Genomic DNA, 16,040 nt, shown 5'->3' with positions numbered 1-16,040 from the left:
TAAACCACAACTCATGGCTCCCGCCTCGGCTCCGATAGGACTGCAACCATTATTCCGGACGCCAGAACCTAACTCCCCAATTACATTATACCAAGGGGATATGAAAATAACCCAAGCTGACAAGGAGCCAATGATTGGACAAGGAATTGTTCAGTGGCGTTGGCGAATCTCGCCTGTTGTTTTCGCGGAAGTACAACTGACTAATTTTCATGATGCGCACGACGCGTTCTTGTCATCAGATATACGTCTACAAATTCAAGAATTTGAGCCTATAAATTTTCTACCAACAGGTTTTAAAACTGACAACAGGGTAATTATTGAAGGACGCACAAGCGGCATGTTTCGCCCCTCATTCTTGTGCCAATTAAAGGAGCTTTATTTCCACGTCCCAAATTTCCCTGATTATCATGGAAGCGTTATTGCTCGCCCAAGTCAGGATGGTTGGTATTCTGGCCGCATGGAAATGGTTGCTGATGGGTGGCAGGTCACGTTAGACAGCTTGCCAGAAACAACTGCAATGATTAAGAAACTTGATGCAGTTGGAGGGTACGCTATAACACATGTTGGTCGGCTCTGTCGGACTTCTGGCGAGGTTTTCAGTCTTGAGGAAGCGCAAGCCTTCATGGAACGCCTCAGCTTTTTCTTAACATTTGTTGCTGGACGCTGGAGTCAGCCAATACTATGGTGGGTTCTAGGAAGTGAGGGTGATCAGCCACAGATGTTGACTCCTACCCACAGTCGTTTGGATAGCTGGACGCAGGTGCATTCTTGGGCTAACCCCAAAGGCCGTAAGAGTGCCGACCATATTAGCTTACTTTTTCCTCTGTTTATTGCGCGTTACAGCACGGCACCTGACTTATTAAGATTATCAATTTCTTGGTATGTTGAAGCCTTGTCAGATAAGCTCGTATCGGATAGCCGCATTGTTCTTACTCAGGTAGCACTAGAACTATTAGGAGGCGCATTGCCTCCCTTGCTAGGGCACAAAGTCAAGGGTAAAGCAGAACATCGTGTACGAAATTTGCTGGCATTGACGGTTCCAACCGTTAGCTCAGCGGTACCAGCAGAACTAGCTCGGTTAACTGCGCTGCTAACTGAACCACCTTTTACAAATTGGAATAAGGGGCCTAGTGGAGTAGTTGATGGCCCCTCTGTATTGGTGAGCGTGCGTAACAAGATTGCGCATAGCACTAATGATTCTGCGGAGAAGGCATTATTGAGCAACGCGCTAGTCATGTATGAAGTATCGCAGTTAGGCCTATGGCATTTAGAACTGGTGCTATTAGGTTGGTTTGGCTATACTGGTAAATACCGCCTGCGTGTAAACATGAATGGGTGGGTCAATGAAGGCGAGGACTTTCCATTAAGGTAACGTCTACCTTGCTCACCTGCTAAATTCCACTTTCCACATGGGCAAGCAATACCCCGCCATCAGCGTCGACATCCAGGCCTTTATCGAGCAGCAGCATGTGTTCTTCGTGGGTACGGCCGCCGCGGATGGGCGCGTCAATATCTCGCCCAAGGGCCAGGATACCCTGCGCGTGCTCGATGCCAACCGCGTTGCCTGGTTGAACCTGACCGGCAGCGGCAACGAAACTGCTGCCCACCTACTGGAGGTAAACCGCATTACCCTGATGTGGTGCGCCTTCGAGGGCAAGCCCAACATCCTGCGCCTCTACGGCACCGCTACCGTGTACCACCCCCGCGACGCGGAGTGGGCCGAACTGCTGCCGCTGTTCCCACCGTTGCCCGGCTCCCGGCAGATAGTGGTGGTTGATGTAGATCTGGTGCAAACCTCCTGTAGTATGGCCGTGCCCTTTTTCGACTACCGGGCCGAGCGCGACGAGCTAAACGATTACATGGAACAGCGCGGTCCCGACCAGGTGGAGCAGTACTGGCACAACCGCAACGCCCGCAGCATCGACGGCAAGCCCACCGGTATCTAGGCTAGGCCACCTCTGTGCGCCTCGGCGGAAACCCGGTGAAGCAAGGCGCTAAGGGGTTCATCCCTGGCCTAGAACTCGAAGGTTTCGCAGTGCAGCACGGTGGGCTCGAACTCTACTAGGTAGTGCGCATCCTCGGGGTAGTAGCGAGCCTGCTCGTACTGCTCGCCGGCAAAGCGCTTGATGCTCTCGTAGCTGTCCCAGCGCGTTACCGTCCAGAAGTGGCAGAACTCGCCCTCTACCCGCCGCAACACCTGCACGCCCAGATTACCCGGCGTATTTTTATAGTCGGCAATACCCGATTCCTGCAGGTACTGCAAATACGTATCGGCTTGGTGGGCGGTCGTGATGCCGTGCCAGATGCGGGTGATAACCATGGCGGGGAAGCAGGGATGAAAAGCAACTTCAGCAAACCAGCTTACGCAAACAGCCACGAAAGTGTCGGCGCTACTCTACGCTAGGCCAGTGCTAACCCAGGCTACAAAGCGCCCTACTCATTTGGCCCGCTCGATTACGTTATGCTGACCCAGGTTGGTAACCGTAGGTGTGCTGCCGCGCCAGGTTACGCTGTTGTTGTCGCCAGTTACTTCAATGGCTTTCACGTTTTCCAGCACGACTACATTGTCGCTGCCTGTGATGCTGAACTCCTGGCTGTGGCCCGTGAACGTGGCCGTATTACCGTCGCCGGTTACCTCAACATTCTGGCCACGTAGGGCCTGAGTTTGCACCAGGCTGCTGCCGTTCATGACCACATCCTCGGCGGACGGCGCAGTGGTAGCATGGTTGGTTTCTGCAGCAGTGTTGATAGGCTGTGAAGCGTTTCCGGTGCTAGGCGGAACGGTATCAGATACCTCGGAGCGGCTCTCGCCCGACGAGCAGGCATTCAGGCTGGCTGCTGTAGCTACTAGCAGAACAAGGATGCTTTTACTGCGCATATTTCAATAGTTGATAGGGTAAAACCTGCCCTAAGGTAATCGGCTGCGGTATATGGCTAGCGGCCACTCCCTTGCTCATTTCAGATAAAATAACCCACCCTGTCAGCTTCCAGGGCACTTTGTTTTCCTGCTACGAGTAAAAAACAAGGTGTAATTGGTACATTACTCTACCATGAAATCACCGGTTGAATACCTGATTACGCTTGTCGGAGGGGTGGCGCTGTTCTGGTGGGGCCAGCACCTGTGGCGCCAACGGCGGCGGCTGGAGAAAACGGGGTTGCTGACCACCGGCGTGGTAGTGGGACATGACTATGGGCCTATTGTGGAATACACAACCCGGGATACTACTACGGTTATCGTAAAGCCGCCAATCAGTGCTTACCGTCAGTTCAATAAAATAGGCGAACAGGTTAGTTTATACTACAACCCAGCCGACCCTGAGGACTTCGTTTTGAACACCTTCCAGCAGTGGCTTATACCGTATATTTTCCTGGTAGGAGGAGCTGGTTTCTTAATAGGTGGGACGTACGTCTATTTCTCCTGAACCCTCTTGTAACAACTTGCCCCTAGCCCTAGGAGTAGGCCCTACTGCCTTTTAGAGAATGATTTTAGCTCGGAACGTATACTGAGAACGTGGAGCCTACTCCCAGCTCACTTTGCACCTCCACTCGGCCACCCAGGTTTTCCACTATTTTCTTGACGGTATAGAGGCCTAGGCCAGAGCCCTCCCCGTGGTTGTGGAAGCGGCGAAACAACGCAAACAAGGAGGCCTGTTGGCTGGCAGTTAGGCCTAGGCCATTGTCTTGCACGGTGAGGTGCCAAAACCCATCTTGGGTGTGGCAGTTGAGGCGCACATGGGGAGGCCGGTCGGGGTGGCGGTACTTGATGGCGTTGCTGAGCAGATTGTACAGCAAGGAGCGCAGGCTTTTGGCTGGCATTGCTACCAAGGGGCAGGCAGCAGCATCTACCTCCAAGGTGCCGCCGGTTTGCTGCAGGGCCGGAAGCAGATCCTGGCGGAGGTCATCTACTATAGTAGCCAGTTCTACTGGCGGAGCAGTGGGGTCGTAGGCATGGTGTAGCTGCAGCACATCATTGAGCTGGACTAGCGTCCGCTGAAAGCGCTTTACGGCATCTTCCATCATGTTCAGCAGCGTTCCTGTTTCGGCGAGCTGCTGGCCTGGCAGCGTGTCGCGCAAGGCTTCTACTAGGCCCTCCAGGTTGTTAATGGGTCCTTTCAGATCGTGGGCGGCCATGTACACGAAGCTATCCAGGTCAGCATTGACGCGGGTAAGCTGCTGGTTGGCCTGGTCTAGCTCCCGGTTGAGCGCCAGCACCTGCTGCCGGTCGCGCACTTGCTCCGTCACCTCGAAGGCAAATACATACACGGCATCTACCTGCCGGGAGTCGTTGTAGCGGGCCTGAAACGTATAGTTGAAATACGAGTCTTCCAGCCCCGCCTTGGCCGTACGCACCAACGGGATGCACAGGCCTTGCTCCTCATGGGTCTGGCCCGTGCGGAAAACCTCCTGCAGCTGCTCCCACACACGCGTATCCCGAAACTCAGGCACGGCTTCTAGCAGAGGCTTGCCTAGCAACTTCCGGTCGGGAAATAGCTGCTGATACCCCGGGTTTACCAGCTCAAAAACCATGTCGGGACCCTGCAGAATGCAGATGGCGGCTGGGGCCTGCAGCACCAAGTGGCTTAGACGCTGCCGCTCCCGCTCGGCTTCGGCCAGCGCATCGTGTTCCCGATGTTGGCTTAGGTGAAGGGCCTTGCGCGTGTGCACCGCCTCCGTCACGTTAACAATGCTATGGATGATGTACTGTAGGCGGTTATCGGCAGTAAATACGGGCGTATTCAGCACTTGCCAGTAGCGTTCTACAAAGCGGCCAGGCTGCTCGCGGTCGGGCACATCGTAGTGCTGCAGGGGCATCTGATGCGGCTGGCCCGTAGCCAGAACCTGCTCCAAAGAGGCCCGCAGGTTGCGCACGGCATTCGCCTCGGGCACGGCGGGGTTGTCGGGAAAGGCATCGAAGATGTACCGGCCTACCAGTTGCTCGCGGCGCGTGAGGGTATTGACCAGATAGGCATTGCTGGCCGTAAGAATGAACAACTCCGGCGACACAACCAAGTAAGAATCGGGCACTGTTTCCAAGGCCTGCAAGTGCTGAGGCGGGGCCGCACTAAGGTCCATAACAACGGAATAGAAGACCGAAAAGGAAGTTTAACGTAGCTAGCGGAAATGTAGCCAATCGCACTCAGCGCCTCGTCGCTCCACATTGCATTACCGTTGAGCCTTCTGTTTCTCCTCCTGGCCGCCCCTTTAGCTTAGCAATTTTGCCCTGTTTACCTATTGAGAGCTAAGCGGATGGCCTACCGTAGGCCACCTACTTCCACTTCTGAGCAATGCTGAGGGCCGTTTCCAGCATGTGTGGCTCCCACACCTCTATCTGCCAGTCGGTATGGGCCAGGGATGAGGCATGGAGCTGGAGCCGAGCATCCTCATAGGAAGGAGCTGTTTCCAGAATGCGGGAAAGCTGCTGCTGTTGCGCGTGGAGCTGCTCATCTTCTACTACCTGACTAGCCACCCCAGACTGCAAAGGCAAAAACGACGTACTGGCCTGCCTATTCCCTTGGCGGCGGAAGCGAGTTACTAGGGTTTCCATGCGGCCAAAGTCGTTGCGGAATTGGGCGCGACTGGGCTCAGTTTTAAGCGCATTGCCTAGTTGCTCCAGCACCACATATTTTAGGTTTGGGCACCGAGGCAAGGTCATTTCTAGCAACCGGAACACTTCTTCCGGCACGGAATCATCGTGCGTGTCGCGCCGAATTTGCCGACCCGGCATCAGCCCCGAGGATTCCCAGCTGCCACCCGAAATGTGGATTTCCCGCACCCGTTCCAGAGGGTAGAGGGCAATGAGGTCTTCGTAGGGAACAGAGAAGTTGTGGAGCTGACAGTATAGGTTGTGCAAATCCAGAATCAGGAAGCCATTCACGGGCTCCACCAGCTTTTCCAGAAACTCGCCGTGGCGCTTTACTTCCTCTAGGGAGTAGGCGAAGGCCAAGTTCTCTAGCCCCACCGGGCACGCGCAAGCCTCTTGCAGGCGGCGCAGGCGGTCTTGGCCTAGGCGGAGGGCGGTGCTAGTGTAGGGAATGGGGAGCGGAGCGCCGGAATGAAAATTCTGGCCCGTGAAAAAGCCAAAGTGCTCGGTAATGTGGTCGAAGGTAAACTGCTTGGATAGCTCCTGTAGGTGCTGCAGCCACTGCTGCTGCTCCGGCGTCCAGCGGCCCGAGAGCAAGGAAAAATACACGCCGTGCCCTACTAGCCGGTTTTGGGAAGCATAAGCCTGCAGTAATTCGGTAAACCACTCCGGTATTTGCTCGGCCCAGAACAGCGTATCGAACGACCACTCCAGCGCCTCCACCCGCCCTTCGGCCAGCAACGGAAATGCCGCCGACAGGATATCGGCATCGAGGTTACAGGCTACAGCGGAAAAGGGGCCGGGCGGCACGACTTCGAGGGAAAGAGCAGCAGGCATACTATGGCTTAGCCCATGCCGCAAGCCGGGCAGTTATCGGGCACTTTGGGCGTTTTCGAGCCGGTTTTGCTTTCCTCCTTGGGGGTGGGGTCGCCCTTTTTGACACAGCTCGTGGTTTGCACAGTTAGCCCAACCAGAACGGCTCCGAGTACTGCTTGTGAGAGTTTCATGGCGTAGGTAATAGTTTTAGATAATACCAGCTGTGATGTAACCAAACCGGGGCCGCGTAGTGGAACGCGGCCCCGGTTGGAAGAGTCGGGAAGTAGTGCGGCGGTTGCATGAGCAGGCACTAAATATTGCGCGAGGCTTTTTCGGGCAGGCTACCCTTTACAGGGAAGCCCGCGGAGAAAAGGGTGGTTTATTTCACTCAGCGCCAGGCATCGTTTAGCAGTAAACGCATGACGCCATTTATTTTATTCTCTAACCCTGCCAGTTTGAGGCGTGGCGGGGGCTAGCGGTTGTTGGTGGTAGTGCTGGGCTGGTGCACATCGCCCTGCAGGCTGAAGTTGCTGCCGGCATCATCGGCGGGTGGGTTGGTGGCGGGCACCTCCCGAACATGGCCGTTTTCGGGTGTGGGTGTGGTGGAGCCAGCGTTGGGAGAAGGCTTGTAAATAGGGAATAGCTCGGGCCGGGGGGTGCGCAGTTTTAGCTTTGGCTGCTTACGGCCTTGGGAAGCCGATTTGTCTTTCTTCTTCCAGAAGAAAACAGCGGCCGCAGCGGCAGCCAGTCCGCCCAGCCAGGCGGCAGTGGTGGTTTGCTTTTTCATAGAGGGTAGTATGGAGAGGTAGTTGGGCAAGAAGCAATACGGCAATGCCCGCAGGCCTTACGTACTGCTGTACGCCGCCCAACCGAAGACGTTCAGGTTTGCTTTATCGGGCAGCTGCATTTACTGGCGAAGCGCGTAAGGGTTCGACCTGTTTCCGGGGCTAGTATGTTGAGGCGGTGCGGCCAGAGCGGGGCCATATGCAGCAGGCTCTGGGTGTCGTGTAGCTTGCCGGCTCCTCGTCTGGACTTGTTGCGGGAATACCAGAGCGCTTTATCGAAACACGTTGGCTACTAACTACCTTCCGAAGCCTTAGCCTTTCGCTTACCTTACCAACGCGGATAGCCATGCAGCCCGTTGGGGCCTTAATCACTAGCCCTTCATTGTTCTTAAACCGGTTACGCTTCTCATCTATACGAGTATCCTATGGACCCCACCACCCGCCACGACCTTGTGCAAGAGCTAACTGAGCTGCTGACCCAAGGCAATGCCCACGTTACGCTGGAAGCGGCCTGTGCCGATGTTTCCGAAACGCTGCTGAACCAGTCGGCGCCCGGCTTGCCCTACACGGTGTGGCAACTGGCCGAGCATATCCGGATTGCGCAGTGGGATATTGTGGAGTTCTGCCTTAGCGCCGAGCATGTGTCGCCGCCGTGGCCCGAGGGGTACTGGCCTGCGCCCGCCGCCAAGGCAGATACCGCCCGCTGGCAGGCCACGCTTGCGCAAATTGAGCACGACCGCAACCGGTTTCTGGAGTTGCTCGAAGACCCCACCCGTGATTTGCTCAGGCCCCTACCCCATGGCACTGGCCAAACCCTGCTGCGAGAGGCCCTACTTATTGCCGACCACACCGCGTACCACACCGGCCAGATTATTTTGGTCAGGCGGTTGCTGCACGACTGGGAATAGCGCCAGCAGCGGCCACAAGCTCCACACAGTTCTGTAATTCAGCAAAATAGACCCTTACACAGGCAACCGGTGGGGTTTAAGGCACCGAACCACCTAGTAAAAACGGCAACAAATGCTTGAGTTCAGGCAACGGAACTAGGCTGGCCAGGTGTCTGGAGAAGAGTAACCACGCTACTGTTCTTCCACCCTATTTGCCTCATCATGTTCCGCTTTCTTCGCCTCAGCTTTTCCCTCGCGCTGCTGTTGGGGTTGCTATTGCCCTCGCTTCTGGTTGCTTCTCCCGGGCGCAAGCCGCTTTCTAACGGCACCCCGCGCATTACCACCTCTGATGGAGTAACGCTTTTCACCAAAATTTCTGGGCAGGGACTGCCTTGCGTGTTTGTGCACGGCGGGCCCGGCGCTTGGAGCGGCATGCCGGAGGCATTGGCCGGCCCCAGCCTGGAAGACAAGCTGCAGATGATTTGGTACGACCAGCGGGGAAGCGGCCGGTCCCAGAACGACCCCAACCACGACTACTCGTTGGCGCGCATGGTGCAAGATCTGGAGGAACTACGCCAGCAGTTGGGCCTCGAAACGTGGGTAGTGATGGCGCACTCGTTTGGGGGCACCATCGCCACGGAGTACGCCGCGCGCTACCCCCAACGCGTGCGGGGCCTGGTGCTGCTCAACTGCACACTCAGCATAACAGAAGCTATGAAAAGCACCCTGCACCACGGCCTCAACTTCGTGAACGTGCCCGATAAAGCCCCGTTCCTGGATGAGAGCAAGCCCTTGGATGAGCGCTTTCAACTGCTGATGCCCGAGCTCAGCGCCCAGAACGCTTGGTTTAAGCTGCAATACACCACCGAAGCGGGCCACCAGAAAGTAACCGCCGCCGACCAGGGCAACCCCGGCACCGGCGAGTTTGGCGGCTACGGCTTCCGCCTACCCGACTACCGCAAAGACTTCACCCTGCTCACGCCCCAGATCAAGGCGCCCGTGCTCGTAATAACCGGCAAAACGGATTATTGCGTGGGCCCGGAACACTACAAGCTGTTTCGCTTTCCCAACCAGCGGGTAGTTCAGCTGCAAACCGGCCATGTACCCTTCGTGGAAGAACCCGAAGCCTTCCGCAAAGCCGTACGTAGCTTCGTGAAAAGCCTACCTCACAAAGCGGCATAAACCGCAGCTAGCCCTGACACCGCGCCGGCAAGCAACGGTTTTCAGTATGAAATCTTCCTTAGGCCCCAGCAGTAGTTGGGGCCTTTTGGGTACCTAGGCCCAAGGTGCATCCATTTATTTCGTACATGATTTTAAGCTAATTGTCACCCAAAACAGCTCAGCCTTGTTTACCTAGTACCACTTCAGATAGGAAGTGTGCTAGAGTCCAGCTTCGGAGTAAATACCGCTCAGCTAAGCGGTTGGCTTTTTTTGCTGATGAGCTTAGTAGCGCCAAGCTGAAGCGTAGGAATTGGATTATGGTTCAGCTTACTGATAAGTGCCATTATTTTTCTGTATCAACATAGGAGCTACTTGTTGCGTAAAGTTTTACAGGAGGAATTTGACTATTCCAGTTTTCCTGACAAAACTATACAGTACACATGCTTGACTCACAACACAATATATATACTAATGAATATCTTTCTTTTATAAATAAGAAAGAATTCCCTTGTGTAGCTGCCAAGACTGCGCTAACCTGGCAGCAGCTCCATTGCCATGTAGTCGACCATTTGGCTTGCCCGAAAGATGATGCGGCCATTCTGGAGTTTATCTACGATTTTGTGGACACGTACCGCCAGTCAGATAAGTTGTACCACAGCGCGGCCGTCATCTTTAAAGGGCCTGAAACGCCGAATGAAGCGTTGTTTGAGGAGCTGTTTTGGCAGCGCCTGCAGGCCCTTTCCAACCTCGACGCTCAGCGCTACGGCTACGACCGGCGTGTGGTCTCGGACCCTACATCGCCGGACTTTAGCTTTAGCCTCAAGGAAGAAGCTTTTTTCGTGATTGGACTGCACCCTGGCAGCTCGCGGCCGGCCCGGCGCTTTGCCTACCCTACCCTGGTGTTTAATGCCCACGCCCAGTTTGAGCAGATCCGTAGCAACGGTAGCTACGACAAGCTCCGCAACACCATCCGTACCCGCGACGTAGCCTATGCAGGTTCCATTAACCCTATGCTGCAGGATTTCGGCGAAGCCTCCGAAGCGTATCAGTACAGCGGCAAAGCCTACGACCAGGCCTGGAAATGTCCTTTTTTAAGTCAACATGACGCAGCTAACCATCATTCCGCCGCGTAGCGGTACTGCCTTTGTTTTGCGCAAAGGCCAAAAGCTCAAAGTAGTCGATATCGAGGGGGAGCAGGTTTCGGATTTTATATGCTACAACCTCGAGGACCGGGCTGAATACCTTTCCTCGGGCCGTACCATCGACTACGCCGAAACTATCTTCCTCACGAAAGGCCACCCCTTCTACTCGAACCGCAGCAACATCATGTTTGAGCTGGTGGAGGACACCGTAGGCCGCCACGATTTCCTGCTGACGCCGTGCAGCGCCGATACGTTCCGGATTATCTATGGGCATCAGCATCCGCACCGGGGCTGCTTTGGCAACCTCTGCGAAGCGCTGGAGCAGTACGGTATCAGCCCCGATGCTATTCCTATTTGCTTCAACATTTTTATGCACGTAACGGTGGACGGCACCACCGGCAAAGTAGACGTGCTGCCGCCCAAAAGCAAAGCCGGCGACTACGTGATACTGGAAGCCAAAACCGACTTGCTGATTGGCATGACGGCCTGCTCCGCCGAAATGTCGAATAACTACTCCTTCAAGCCCATCGGGTATCAGATTCTGGACTAGGCTAAGCGGACAACCTAACCGCCGCAGTACAGCAAAGCAGGTTTGAGAATACCGGCACCCTAGTACGTGCTGTCCGCCCGAAAACGAAGACGCCGCTGTTGCATATGGCAACAGCGGCGTCTTCGTTTTCGGGCGGACAGCATGCACCCTAGCAAGGCTACAGGCGCAACCCAAGTGCGCTAGGACTGCCGTGAGGAGTAGTGCTCGTCGATGGCTTGATCCATGGCGTGCTGGAAGGCTACCATAAGCTTGCTACGCTCGGTGTCGGGCATGTTTTGCAGCACGTGCTCGAAGGTTGTCCGGTACACATGGGCCATAAAATCGGCACCGTAGGTAGTAAAGAAACCGTCGTGGATTTTGCTGAAGGCTACCTTCTCAGCGGAGGAGATGGTAAGCGAGAGGGCCAGCCATTCTTTGGCGTTGTTGGCCAGGCTAAGTTGAAGATCTTGATCCACGGAAAATATAAAAAAGAGTCGGGGTTTGAAGTTAGCGCGACCGGCGATACGGCAGGTACACGTGGGGCGTAAAGCGGGACGCTACCGGGCCCTTGCCGCCATGGGCAGCATAAAAGGCACTAATGGCAGTTTCCAGGCCAGGCAGGTCATGAAGCGCCACAGTGGCAAACACATCCTGGGCAGCCAGCGGGGCAGCCAGTGTGCTTAAGCGGCAGCTATCAATCCCGAGCGGATGCTCAATGAAAAGAGTAGCCCCATCCTGAGCTGGACACTCGTGTTGGTAGCGCCAGGCGTGGCTGAAGGCCGGACGGTTGGCATTCTGAGTTTGGTCGGTGGCGCTAAAGCCCAGGCTTTGCAGGTACGTATCGGTCATGTATACAGCAGAAAAAAATCAGGAGGAAGATGGCAACTCGGCCGACCAGTTTACCTGGCGCAGCAATACCCGAAATTCGGCTTCGGAGGCCACTCTACCCTGGAAGCTGTACAGCATCTGGCCATTTATAGCCTCGAGCAGGGTTAGCTCATCATCAGGATACAGCACAATGGTTTCCTGGCCACAGTCGGTAGGCCGGCTAAAGCGGACCTGCCCAGGCGGAGCGTTGTGGCGGGAAAAGCCAAATGTCTGCAGAAGCTCGGCAGAGGGCTGATAAGTAGCAGACATAGAAAGGGAAACCCTAAAAGGGACGCGCAACCAGCTGGCTATGCGGTAGGCTACTAGGTGCAGCGGAGGCCCGAACCGTTTTCGATCGGGCTACTCCTTCCGGCCACTGCTTCAGTAAAGAGCGGGCAGCCAGGTTAAGTTCATATAAGCCTAACAACAAACGTACCGCATTGTTGAGCTAAGGCGGCTAGCGCCTGCTGGCTGCAGTAGGCAAGTTCTGGTTTATTCTTCGGTATTCAATACTGCGCTGTGGCTTAGCCACTTCACGCTTTTACCTAAGCTAGTGGCTGTTTACGCCCACTTCTGCCTTAATAAGCTTTAGCTCGGCCTTATCTAGGGGTTTATGTATCAGGCGCGTAACCAAGGGGTTATCTGCCGCCCGCAAGGAATCGGTTTGGGCCAGTGAGGACGTTAAAATATAGATGCGGCAGCCGCTTAGCAGGTCCGAAGCTTCGGCTGAAACGGCCTCCAGAAAATCCCAGCCACTCATAACGGGCATGTTCAAATCGAGCAGGATAATTTCGGGGCGCTGCTCCGGTGGGCTTTGGCGCAAATACTCCAGCGCCTCCTGTCCCGACTGAAACGAGGTAACGCTATCAGCAAGCTCTTCCAGTTGCAGCAACATGCGCATCAGAAAAATGCTGGTGGAGTCGTCGTCGATGAGAACAATGCGCATATCGTAAAATCAGGCTAGTTGTACTGTGAAACGGGTGCCGTGGTTTACTTCGCTGTACACCTCAATATGGCCTCCCATAGCTTCTACGTGGTTTTTTACCAGATAGAGACCCATACCCCGGCCAGACGGATGATCATGGAACCGCTTATAGAGCTTAAACACTTCATTTCCAGCGCGCTGCATATCAAAACCAGACCCGTTATCTGCCACAATTACCTGCACGCCGGGCTCCGTATGAGCGTCGGCCGCCGAAATATTAATGCGCAACGGCCGCGTTTTAATGCGGTACTTCAGGGAGTTGGAAAGCAAATTGAAGAAGATACTGTAGAGGTAAGCGCGGTTACCGCGTACCCTCACGGTATCCGGAATGGTGCAGTGCACTTCGGCCCCGGCCTCCTGTAGGGCATCGTGCAGACTTTGCGTGGCTTGCTCTACTACCTCCTTCAAAGGCACCAACTCCGGCTCCGTAGTTTCTTGCTTGTCGCGGATGGTCAGAATGGTGTTCATATCGCGCAGCACTGTATCGAGCTGCTCGGTGCTGGAGCGCAAGTGCGCCAGCAGGTTATCGTATTCGGGCGCGTCTTTGGCCAAGTCAATCAGCAAATCAACTAACCCCAGCATGTTAGTAAGCGGCGCGCGCAGGTTGTGCGATACGATGTAGGCAAACTGCTGTAGGTCTTGGTTGTGGCGGTATAGCTGCTGGTGCGCCTTTATCTTTTCCGTGGCATTGGAAAAGTACACCGACAGGCCTTCCTCAGAGGGAAACGCCTTCACTTCTAGCCACAGCTGCCGGGGCTCGAAAAACTCCTCGAAGTGCACGGCAGTGCCTGTGTCAATGGCCTGATCAAAGTGCTTGTAAAACGGAATCATGAAGTCGCCGGAGAAGGTTTCTTTGATTCGTTTGCCTAGCAGCTGCCCACGCGCAATGCCCAACAGGCGCTCTACTTCCCCGTTCACGTAGGTGAACGTACCCTGCGTGTCGAGCAGAAAGAAAGCGTCGGTAATGCTCTCGAAGATGGTGTTGAGCTTCTTTGCTTGGTCCTGAATGACTTGCTGGGCAATGGCGGCAGACGTAATGTCTTTGCTGACCACGTGCACGCCCACAATTTTGCCTCCCATCCAGAGCGGCACTTTCGTCACATTCAGCACTTTGAATTCAGCTCCGAGCAGCTGCACACCCGTTTCAAACTGCACCGGATGGCCCTGGAAAGCTTCCATCAGCTTCTCATGAAACAAGGGGCGCGCCTCGGGCGGCAAAAAATCGGCAAATGGGCGGTTCAGCACAGCCTCCTTCTCCTGATGCACCAGCGCCAGAAATGCCGGATTGGCATCTAGAATAATTCCCGCATCATTCTGGAACAGCACGAAATCGGGGTTGTGCTCGAACAGGGCCCTAAAACGCCGGTCACCTTCCAGTAAGCGAACGTCATCGTTCATAAAAACAGCTTATAGGTATAGATAGACTACCCCGTACGACAAAATCTGCGTGGCTGGTTTAAGCTGTTGTTTATTTTTTTGCGCCGTGGGGTTGGCGGCAAGTAGCACCCTAGTCTACTCTCTTACTGATGGCTACACATACCATATACCGTTGGCAGGCACGGCTAGGGAAACATCGCCCCCCGGGTGCAGGCCAGCAGCAGTGGTTCGTAGCTTCAGTTTCCCGCCGGCTAGGTTCACCTCCACCTCAGTGTAGCTTCCGAAAAACCGGATGCGCTCCACCGTACCGGTCAGGGTTCCGGCTCCGGCGGGGGCTAGTGTTAGCATTTCGGGCCGGATGAGTAGGCGCTTGCCACGCTTGGGCTTCAGGCCGGCTTGGGCCGTAAGGGCACCTAGCAGCGGACCAGGCTCTACCAGGTTATAGTCGCCGAACAGGGCGGCAGCGTAGGGGCTCACGGGCTGCGTGTAGATGTGGCGGGGCGTACCGCGCTGAATAATCTGGCCGCGTTGCATTACCAGCAGCTCATCGGCCCAGGAAAGGGTATCGAGGGGGTCGTGGGAAATGAGCGTGCACGTAATATGCAGCTGCTCGCCAATATCCTGAATCACGGCTTTCAGAATCTGCTTGTGCCCCAGGTCGAGGTTGGAGAAGGGCTCATCGAGCAGCAGCAGGCGAGGCGAGGAAAGCAGCAGCCGGGCCAGGGCAATGCGTTGCCGCTCGCCGCCCGAAAGCTGATCGGTACGGCGCTGGGCCAGGTGCCGGATGCGGCACACATCATACAGATTATCCAGGGCCGGGACCGAGAGCTTGTTGGCGTAGCGCAGCACCTGCTCTACGCGCAAAAACTTGGGCAGCTCAAATTGCTGCGAAAGGTACGCCACACCGGGCGTGCCGGGCACCAGCCTATCGAGCGGGCCTTTTACGCGCGTGCCATCCACCCACACGTCGCCGATGGTAGGTTGTACTAGGCCGGCTATGATTTGCAGCAAGGTGCTTTTCCCGGAACCGGTTTCGCCCGCAATAGCTACTTTCTGAAACTCTTGTTGCGTAAATGTGATGTCGTGCAACACTAGGTTCTCCCTCTCCTGCAACCCAATTCCCGCAACGCGTAACAAACTCATACCAGCCAAAACAAATAAAGAAAACGGGCCTCCTCCTGGAAGCCAATGCCCGGGCGTACCGCCTGGAGTTTGCGCTCCTGCTTCCGCTGATGCACGAAGGTACGCCCTGGGGCCTTGCTGCTACGGGTGCGCCGCTCCCGGCACTGTTGCAGGTGCTTGCTGCCTAGTAGCCGACGCAGGCGTGCGCTCTGCTGTAGCGGGCTCCGGAATATACGTTAGGACGTAGGCAGGGGGCAGATTTAGGAGCACATGCTCCTGGTTGATCTGGCGGAAGAATTTGCCAAACAGCCGCTCATTGCGCAAGGAGTATTGAAACAACACCAGCTTGCCATTGGGCAGCAGAATACTGCGTGTGTGCTCCAGAATGCGCCAGCCCAGGCGCCGGGGCAACGAGGAAAACGGCAACCCGCACACTACATAATCAACCTGCTCAACGCCAAAGCGCTGCAGATACTGGCTGGTTTTATCGGCGGAGCCGTGCACCACGTGCACGTTGGGCTGGCCCGCGTATCGCTCCTGCAGCAACTTGCAAAACCGGCGGTTTACCTCTACCAGTACAAGTACGGTTTCGGCCCGCCGCCGTTGCAGCAGCACATCGGTAAAAACACCGGTTCCGGGCCCGTACTCTACTATGCACGTGGCGCTGGCGAAGTCAATGGGCTCCATCACCTTATCGGTGAGTTCGCGCGAACTAGGCACCATGGAGCCTACTACCGCCGGATTGCGCAGAAATTCCTCCAGGAAAGAAGACATACCCTACTGCGTAA

Annotated in this window: 20 protein-coding genes; 7 read left to right on the top strand and 13 right to left on the bottom strand. The window is 55.5% G+C overall.

Features of this window, described 5'->3' with window-relative positions:
- Positions 1–100 precede the first annotated feature (100 nt).
- Positions 101–1,372, top strand: coding sequence for a hypothetical protein (locus tag ACYVGU_RS03855; RefSeq protein ID WP_460620975.1), 1,272 nt, complete (start codon positions 101–103; stop codon positions 1,370–1,372).
- 37 nt (positions 1,373–1,409) lie between these two features.
- Positions 1,410–1,946 carry a pyridoxamine 5'-phosphate oxidase family protein gene (locus tag ACYVGU_RS03850; protein ID WP_460620974.1) on the top strand — a complete coding sequence of 179 codons (537 nt, stop codon included), beginning with the start codon at positions 1,410–1,412 and terminating at the stop codon, positions 1,944–1,946.
- Positions 1,947–2,014: 68 nt separating this feature from the next.
- Here ACYVGU_RS03850 and ACYVGU_RS03845 read toward each other — a convergent pair whose 3' ends face one another.
- Together ACYVGU_RS03845 and ACYVGU_RS03840 are read right to left on the bottom strand one after the other, a co-directional pair.
- Positions 2,015–2,320: an antibiotic biosynthesis monooxygenase gene (locus ACYVGU_RS03845; protein WP_460620973.1), complete on the bottom strand. Its 306-nt coding sequence runs from the start codon at positions 2,318–2,320 to the stop codon at positions 2,015–2,017.
- A 117-nt stretch (positions 2,321–2,437) separates the two neighbouring features.
- Positions 2,438–2,878 carry a DUF3060 domain-containing protein gene (locus ACYVGU_RS03840; RefSeq protein WP_460620972.1) on the bottom strand — a complete coding sequence of 147 codons (441 nt, stop codon included), beginning with the start codon at positions 2,876–2,878 and terminating at the stop codon, positions 2,438–2,440.
- Positions 2,879–3,050: 172 nt separating this feature from the next.
- Between ACYVGU_RS03840 and ACYVGU_RS03835 the strand changes: the two genes are divergently transcribed.
- On the top strand, positions 3,051–3,422 hold the full coding sequence (locus ACYVGU_RS03835) for a DUF3592 domain-containing protein (RefSeq protein WP_460620971.1): 372 nt from the start codon (positions 3,051–3,053) through the stop codon (positions 3,420–3,422).
- Positions 3,423–3,486: 64 nt separating this feature from the next.
- On the opposite strand, the gene ACYVGU_RS03830 is transcribed toward ACYVGU_RS03835, so the two are convergent.
- The 4 genes from ACYVGU_RS03830 to ACYVGU_RS03815 all read right to left on the bottom strand — a co-directional run bounded on the left by ACYVGU_RS03830 (position 3,487) and on the right by ACYVGU_RS03815 (position 7,184).
- Positions 3,487–5,073, bottom strand: a complete 1,587-nt coding sequence (locus ACYVGU_RS03830) for a sensor histidine kinase (protein WP_460620970.1) — start codon at positions 5,071–5,073, stop codon at positions 3,487–3,489.
- 193 nt (positions 5,074–5,266) lie between these two features.
- The gene (locus ACYVGU_RS03825; protein ID WP_460620969.1) at positions 5,267–6,418 is read right to left on the bottom strand and encodes a multinuclear nonheme iron-dependent oxidase; all 1,152 of its coding nucleotides are present in this window, start codon (positions 6,416–6,418) and stop codon (positions 5,267–5,269) included.
- A gap of 8 nt (positions 6,419–6,426) precedes the next feature.
- Positions 6,427–6,588 (bottom strand): chryseobasin-related MNIO class RiPP peptide, encoded by a 162-nt coding sequence (locus tag ACYVGU_RS03820; protein ID WP_460620968.1) that lies wholly within the window; start codon positions 6,586–6,588, stop codon positions 6,427–6,429.
- Between the two features lie 281 nt (positions 6,589–6,869).
- Positions 6,870–7,184: an LPXTG cell wall anchor domain-containing protein gene (locus tag ACYVGU_RS03815; protein WP_460620967.1), complete on the bottom strand. Its 315-nt coding sequence runs from the start codon at positions 7,182–7,184 to the stop codon at positions 6,870–6,872.
- A gap of 423 nt (positions 7,185–7,607) precedes the next feature.
- Between ACYVGU_RS03815 and ACYVGU_RS03810 the strand changes: the two genes are divergently transcribed.
- From ACYVGU_RS03810 to ACYVGU_RS03795, 4 genes are all read left to right on the top strand, one after another.
- Entirely contained in the window at positions 7,608–8,090 is a 483-nt protein-coding gene (locus ACYVGU_RS03810; protein ID WP_460620966.1) for a DinB family protein, read from the top strand.
- Positions 8,091–8,291: 201 nt separating this feature from the next.
- A complete protein-coding gene (locus ACYVGU_RS03805) occupies positions 8,292–9,251 on the top strand; it encodes an alpha/beta fold hydrolase (RefSeq protein WP_460620965.1) in 960 nt (319 codons plus the stop codon).
- A 419-nt stretch (positions 9,252–9,670) separates the two neighbouring features.
- Positions 9,671–10,363, top strand: a complete 693-nt coding sequence (gntA, locus tag ACYVGU_RS03800; protein ID WP_460612391.1) for a guanitoxin biosynthesis heme-dependent pre-guanitoxin N-hydroxylase GntA — start codon at positions 9,671–9,673, stop codon at positions 10,361–10,363.
- Positions 10,332–10,922: a DUF1989 domain-containing protein gene (locus ACYVGU_RS03795; RefSeq protein WP_460612392.1), complete on the top strand. Its 591-nt coding sequence runs from the start codon at positions 10,332–10,334 to the stop codon at positions 10,920–10,922. Before gntA ends, ACYVGU_RS03795 begins: the two co-directional genes overlap by 32 nt.
- A 179-nt stretch (positions 10,923–11,101) precedes the next feature.
- On the opposite strand, the gene ACYVGU_RS03790 is transcribed toward ACYVGU_RS03795, so the two are convergent.
- The 7 genes from ACYVGU_RS03790 to ACYVGU_RS03760 all read right to left on the bottom strand — a co-directional run bounded on the left by ACYVGU_RS03790 (position 11,102) and on the right by ACYVGU_RS03760 (position 16,026).
- Positions 11,102–11,377 (bottom strand): hypothetical protein, encoded by a 276-nt coding sequence (locus ACYVGU_RS03790; protein ID WP_460612393.1) that lies wholly within the window; start codon positions 11,375–11,377, stop codon positions 11,102–11,104.
- Between the two features lie 31 nt (positions 11,378–11,408).
- Positions 11,409–11,750: a hypothetical protein gene (locus ACYVGU_RS03785; protein WP_460620964.1), complete on the bottom strand. Its 342-nt coding sequence runs from the start codon at positions 11,748–11,750 to the stop codon at positions 11,409–11,411.
- An 18-nt stretch (positions 11,751–11,768) separates the two neighbouring features.
- The gene (locus tag ACYVGU_RS03780) at positions 11,769–12,038 is read right to left on the bottom strand and encodes a hypothetical protein (RefSeq protein WP_460620963.1); all 270 of its coding nucleotides are present in this window, start codon (positions 12,036–12,038) and stop codon (positions 11,769–11,771) included.
- A gap of 280 nt (positions 12,039–12,318) precedes the next feature.
- Positions 12,319–12,714, bottom strand: a complete 396-nt coding sequence (locus tag ACYVGU_RS03775) for a response regulator (RefSeq protein ID WP_460620962.1) — start codon at positions 12,712–12,714, stop codon at positions 12,319–12,321.
- Positions 12,715–12,723: 9 nt separating this feature from the next.
- Entirely contained in the window at positions 12,724–14,151 is a 1,428-nt protein-coding gene (locus tag ACYVGU_RS03770; protein WP_460620961.1) for a PAS domain-containing sensor histidine kinase, read from the bottom strand.
- Positions 14,152–14,283: 132 nt separating this feature from the next.
- Positions 14,284–15,273, bottom strand: coding sequence for an ABC transporter ATP-binding protein (locus ACYVGU_RS03765; protein WP_460620960.1), 990 nt, complete (start codon positions 15,271–15,273; stop codon positions 14,284–14,286).
- Between the two features lie 120 nt (positions 15,274–15,393).
- On the bottom strand, positions 15,394–16,026 hold the full coding sequence (locus tag ACYVGU_RS03760; RefSeq protein ID WP_460620959.1) for a class I SAM-dependent methyltransferase: 633 nt from the start codon (positions 16,024–16,026) through the stop codon (positions 15,394–15,396).
- Positions 16,027–16,040 lie beyond the last annotated feature (14 nt).

The sequence above is a fragment of the Hymenobacter tenuis genome (genome assembly GCF_054780495.1).
This window is presented reverse-complemented; position numbering and strand designations above follow the sequence as displayed.

Coding starts and splice junctions, on each gene's coding strand:
- ACYVGU_RS03795 (WP_460612392.1), top strand. CDS start 10,332: ATGACGCAGCTAACCATCATTCCGCCGCGTAGCGGTACTGCCTTTGTT.
- ACYVGU_RS03810 (WP_460620966.1), top strand. CDS start 7,608: ATGGACCCCACCACCCGCCACGACCTTGTGCAAGAGCTAACTGAGCTG.
- ACYVGU_RS03785 (WP_460620964.1), bottom strand. CDS start 11,750: ATGACCGATACGTACCTGCAAAGCCTGGGCTTTAGCGCCACCGACCAA.
- ACYVGU_RS03840 (WP_460620972.1), bottom strand. CDS start 2,878: ATGCGCAGTAAAAGCATCCTTGTTCTGCTAGTAGCTACAGCAGCCAGC.
- gntA (WP_460612391.1), top strand. CDS start 9,671: ATGCTTGACTCACAACACAATATATATACTAATGAATATCTTTCTTTT.
- ACYVGU_RS03835 (WP_460620971.1), top strand. CDS start 3,051: ATGAAATCACCGGTTGAATACCTGATTACGCTTGTCGGAGGGGTGGCG.
- ACYVGU_RS03775 (WP_460620962.1), bottom strand. CDS start 12,714: ATGCGCATTGTTCTCATCGACGACGACTCCACCAGCATTTTTCTGATG.
- ACYVGU_RS03780 (WP_460620963.1), bottom strand. CDS start 12,038: ATGTCTGCTACTTATCAGCCCTCTGCCGAGCTTCTGCAGACATTTGGC.
- ACYVGU_RS03825 (WP_460620969.1), bottom strand. CDS start 6,418: ATGCCTGCTGCTCTTTCCCTCGAAGTCGTGCCGCCCGGCCCCTTTTCC.
- ACYVGU_RS03845 (WP_460620973.1), bottom strand. CDS start 2,320: ATGGTTATCACCCGCATCTGGCACGGCATCACGACCGCCCACCAAGCC.
- ACYVGU_RS03820 (WP_460620968.1), bottom strand. CDS start 6,588: ATGAAACTCTCACAAGCAGTACTCGGAGCCGTTCTGGTTGGGCTAACT.
- ACYVGU_RS03760 (WP_460620959.1), bottom strand. CDS start 16,026: ATGTCTTCTTTCCTGGAGGAATTTCTGCGCAATCCGGCGGTAGTAGGC.
- ACYVGU_RS03830 (WP_460620970.1), bottom strand. CDS start 5,073: ATGGACCTTAGTGCGGCCCCGCCTCAGCACTTGCAGGCCTTGGAAACA.
- ACYVGU_RS03815 (WP_460620967.1), bottom strand. CDS start 7,184: ATGAAAAAGCAAACCACCACTGCCGCCTGGCTGGGCGGACTGGCTGCC.
- ACYVGU_RS03770 (WP_460620961.1), bottom strand. CDS start 14,151: ATGAACGATGACGTTCGCTTACTGGAAGGTGACCGGCGTTTTAGGGCC.
- ACYVGU_RS03850 (WP_460620974.1), top strand. CDS start 1,410: ATGGGCAAGCAATACCCCGCCATCAGCGTCGACATCCAGGCCTTTATC.
- ACYVGU_RS03805 (WP_460620965.1), top strand. CDS start 8,292: ATGTTCCGCTTTCTTCGCCTCAGCTTTTCCCTCGCGCTGCTGTTGGGG.
- ACYVGU_RS03855 (WP_460620975.1), top strand. CDS start 101: ATGAAAATAACCCAAGCTGACAAGGAGCCAATGATTGGACAAGGAATT.
- ACYVGU_RS03765 (WP_460620960.1), bottom strand. CDS start 15,273: ATGAGTTTGTTACGCGTTGCGGGAATTGGGTTGCAGGAGAGGGAGAAC.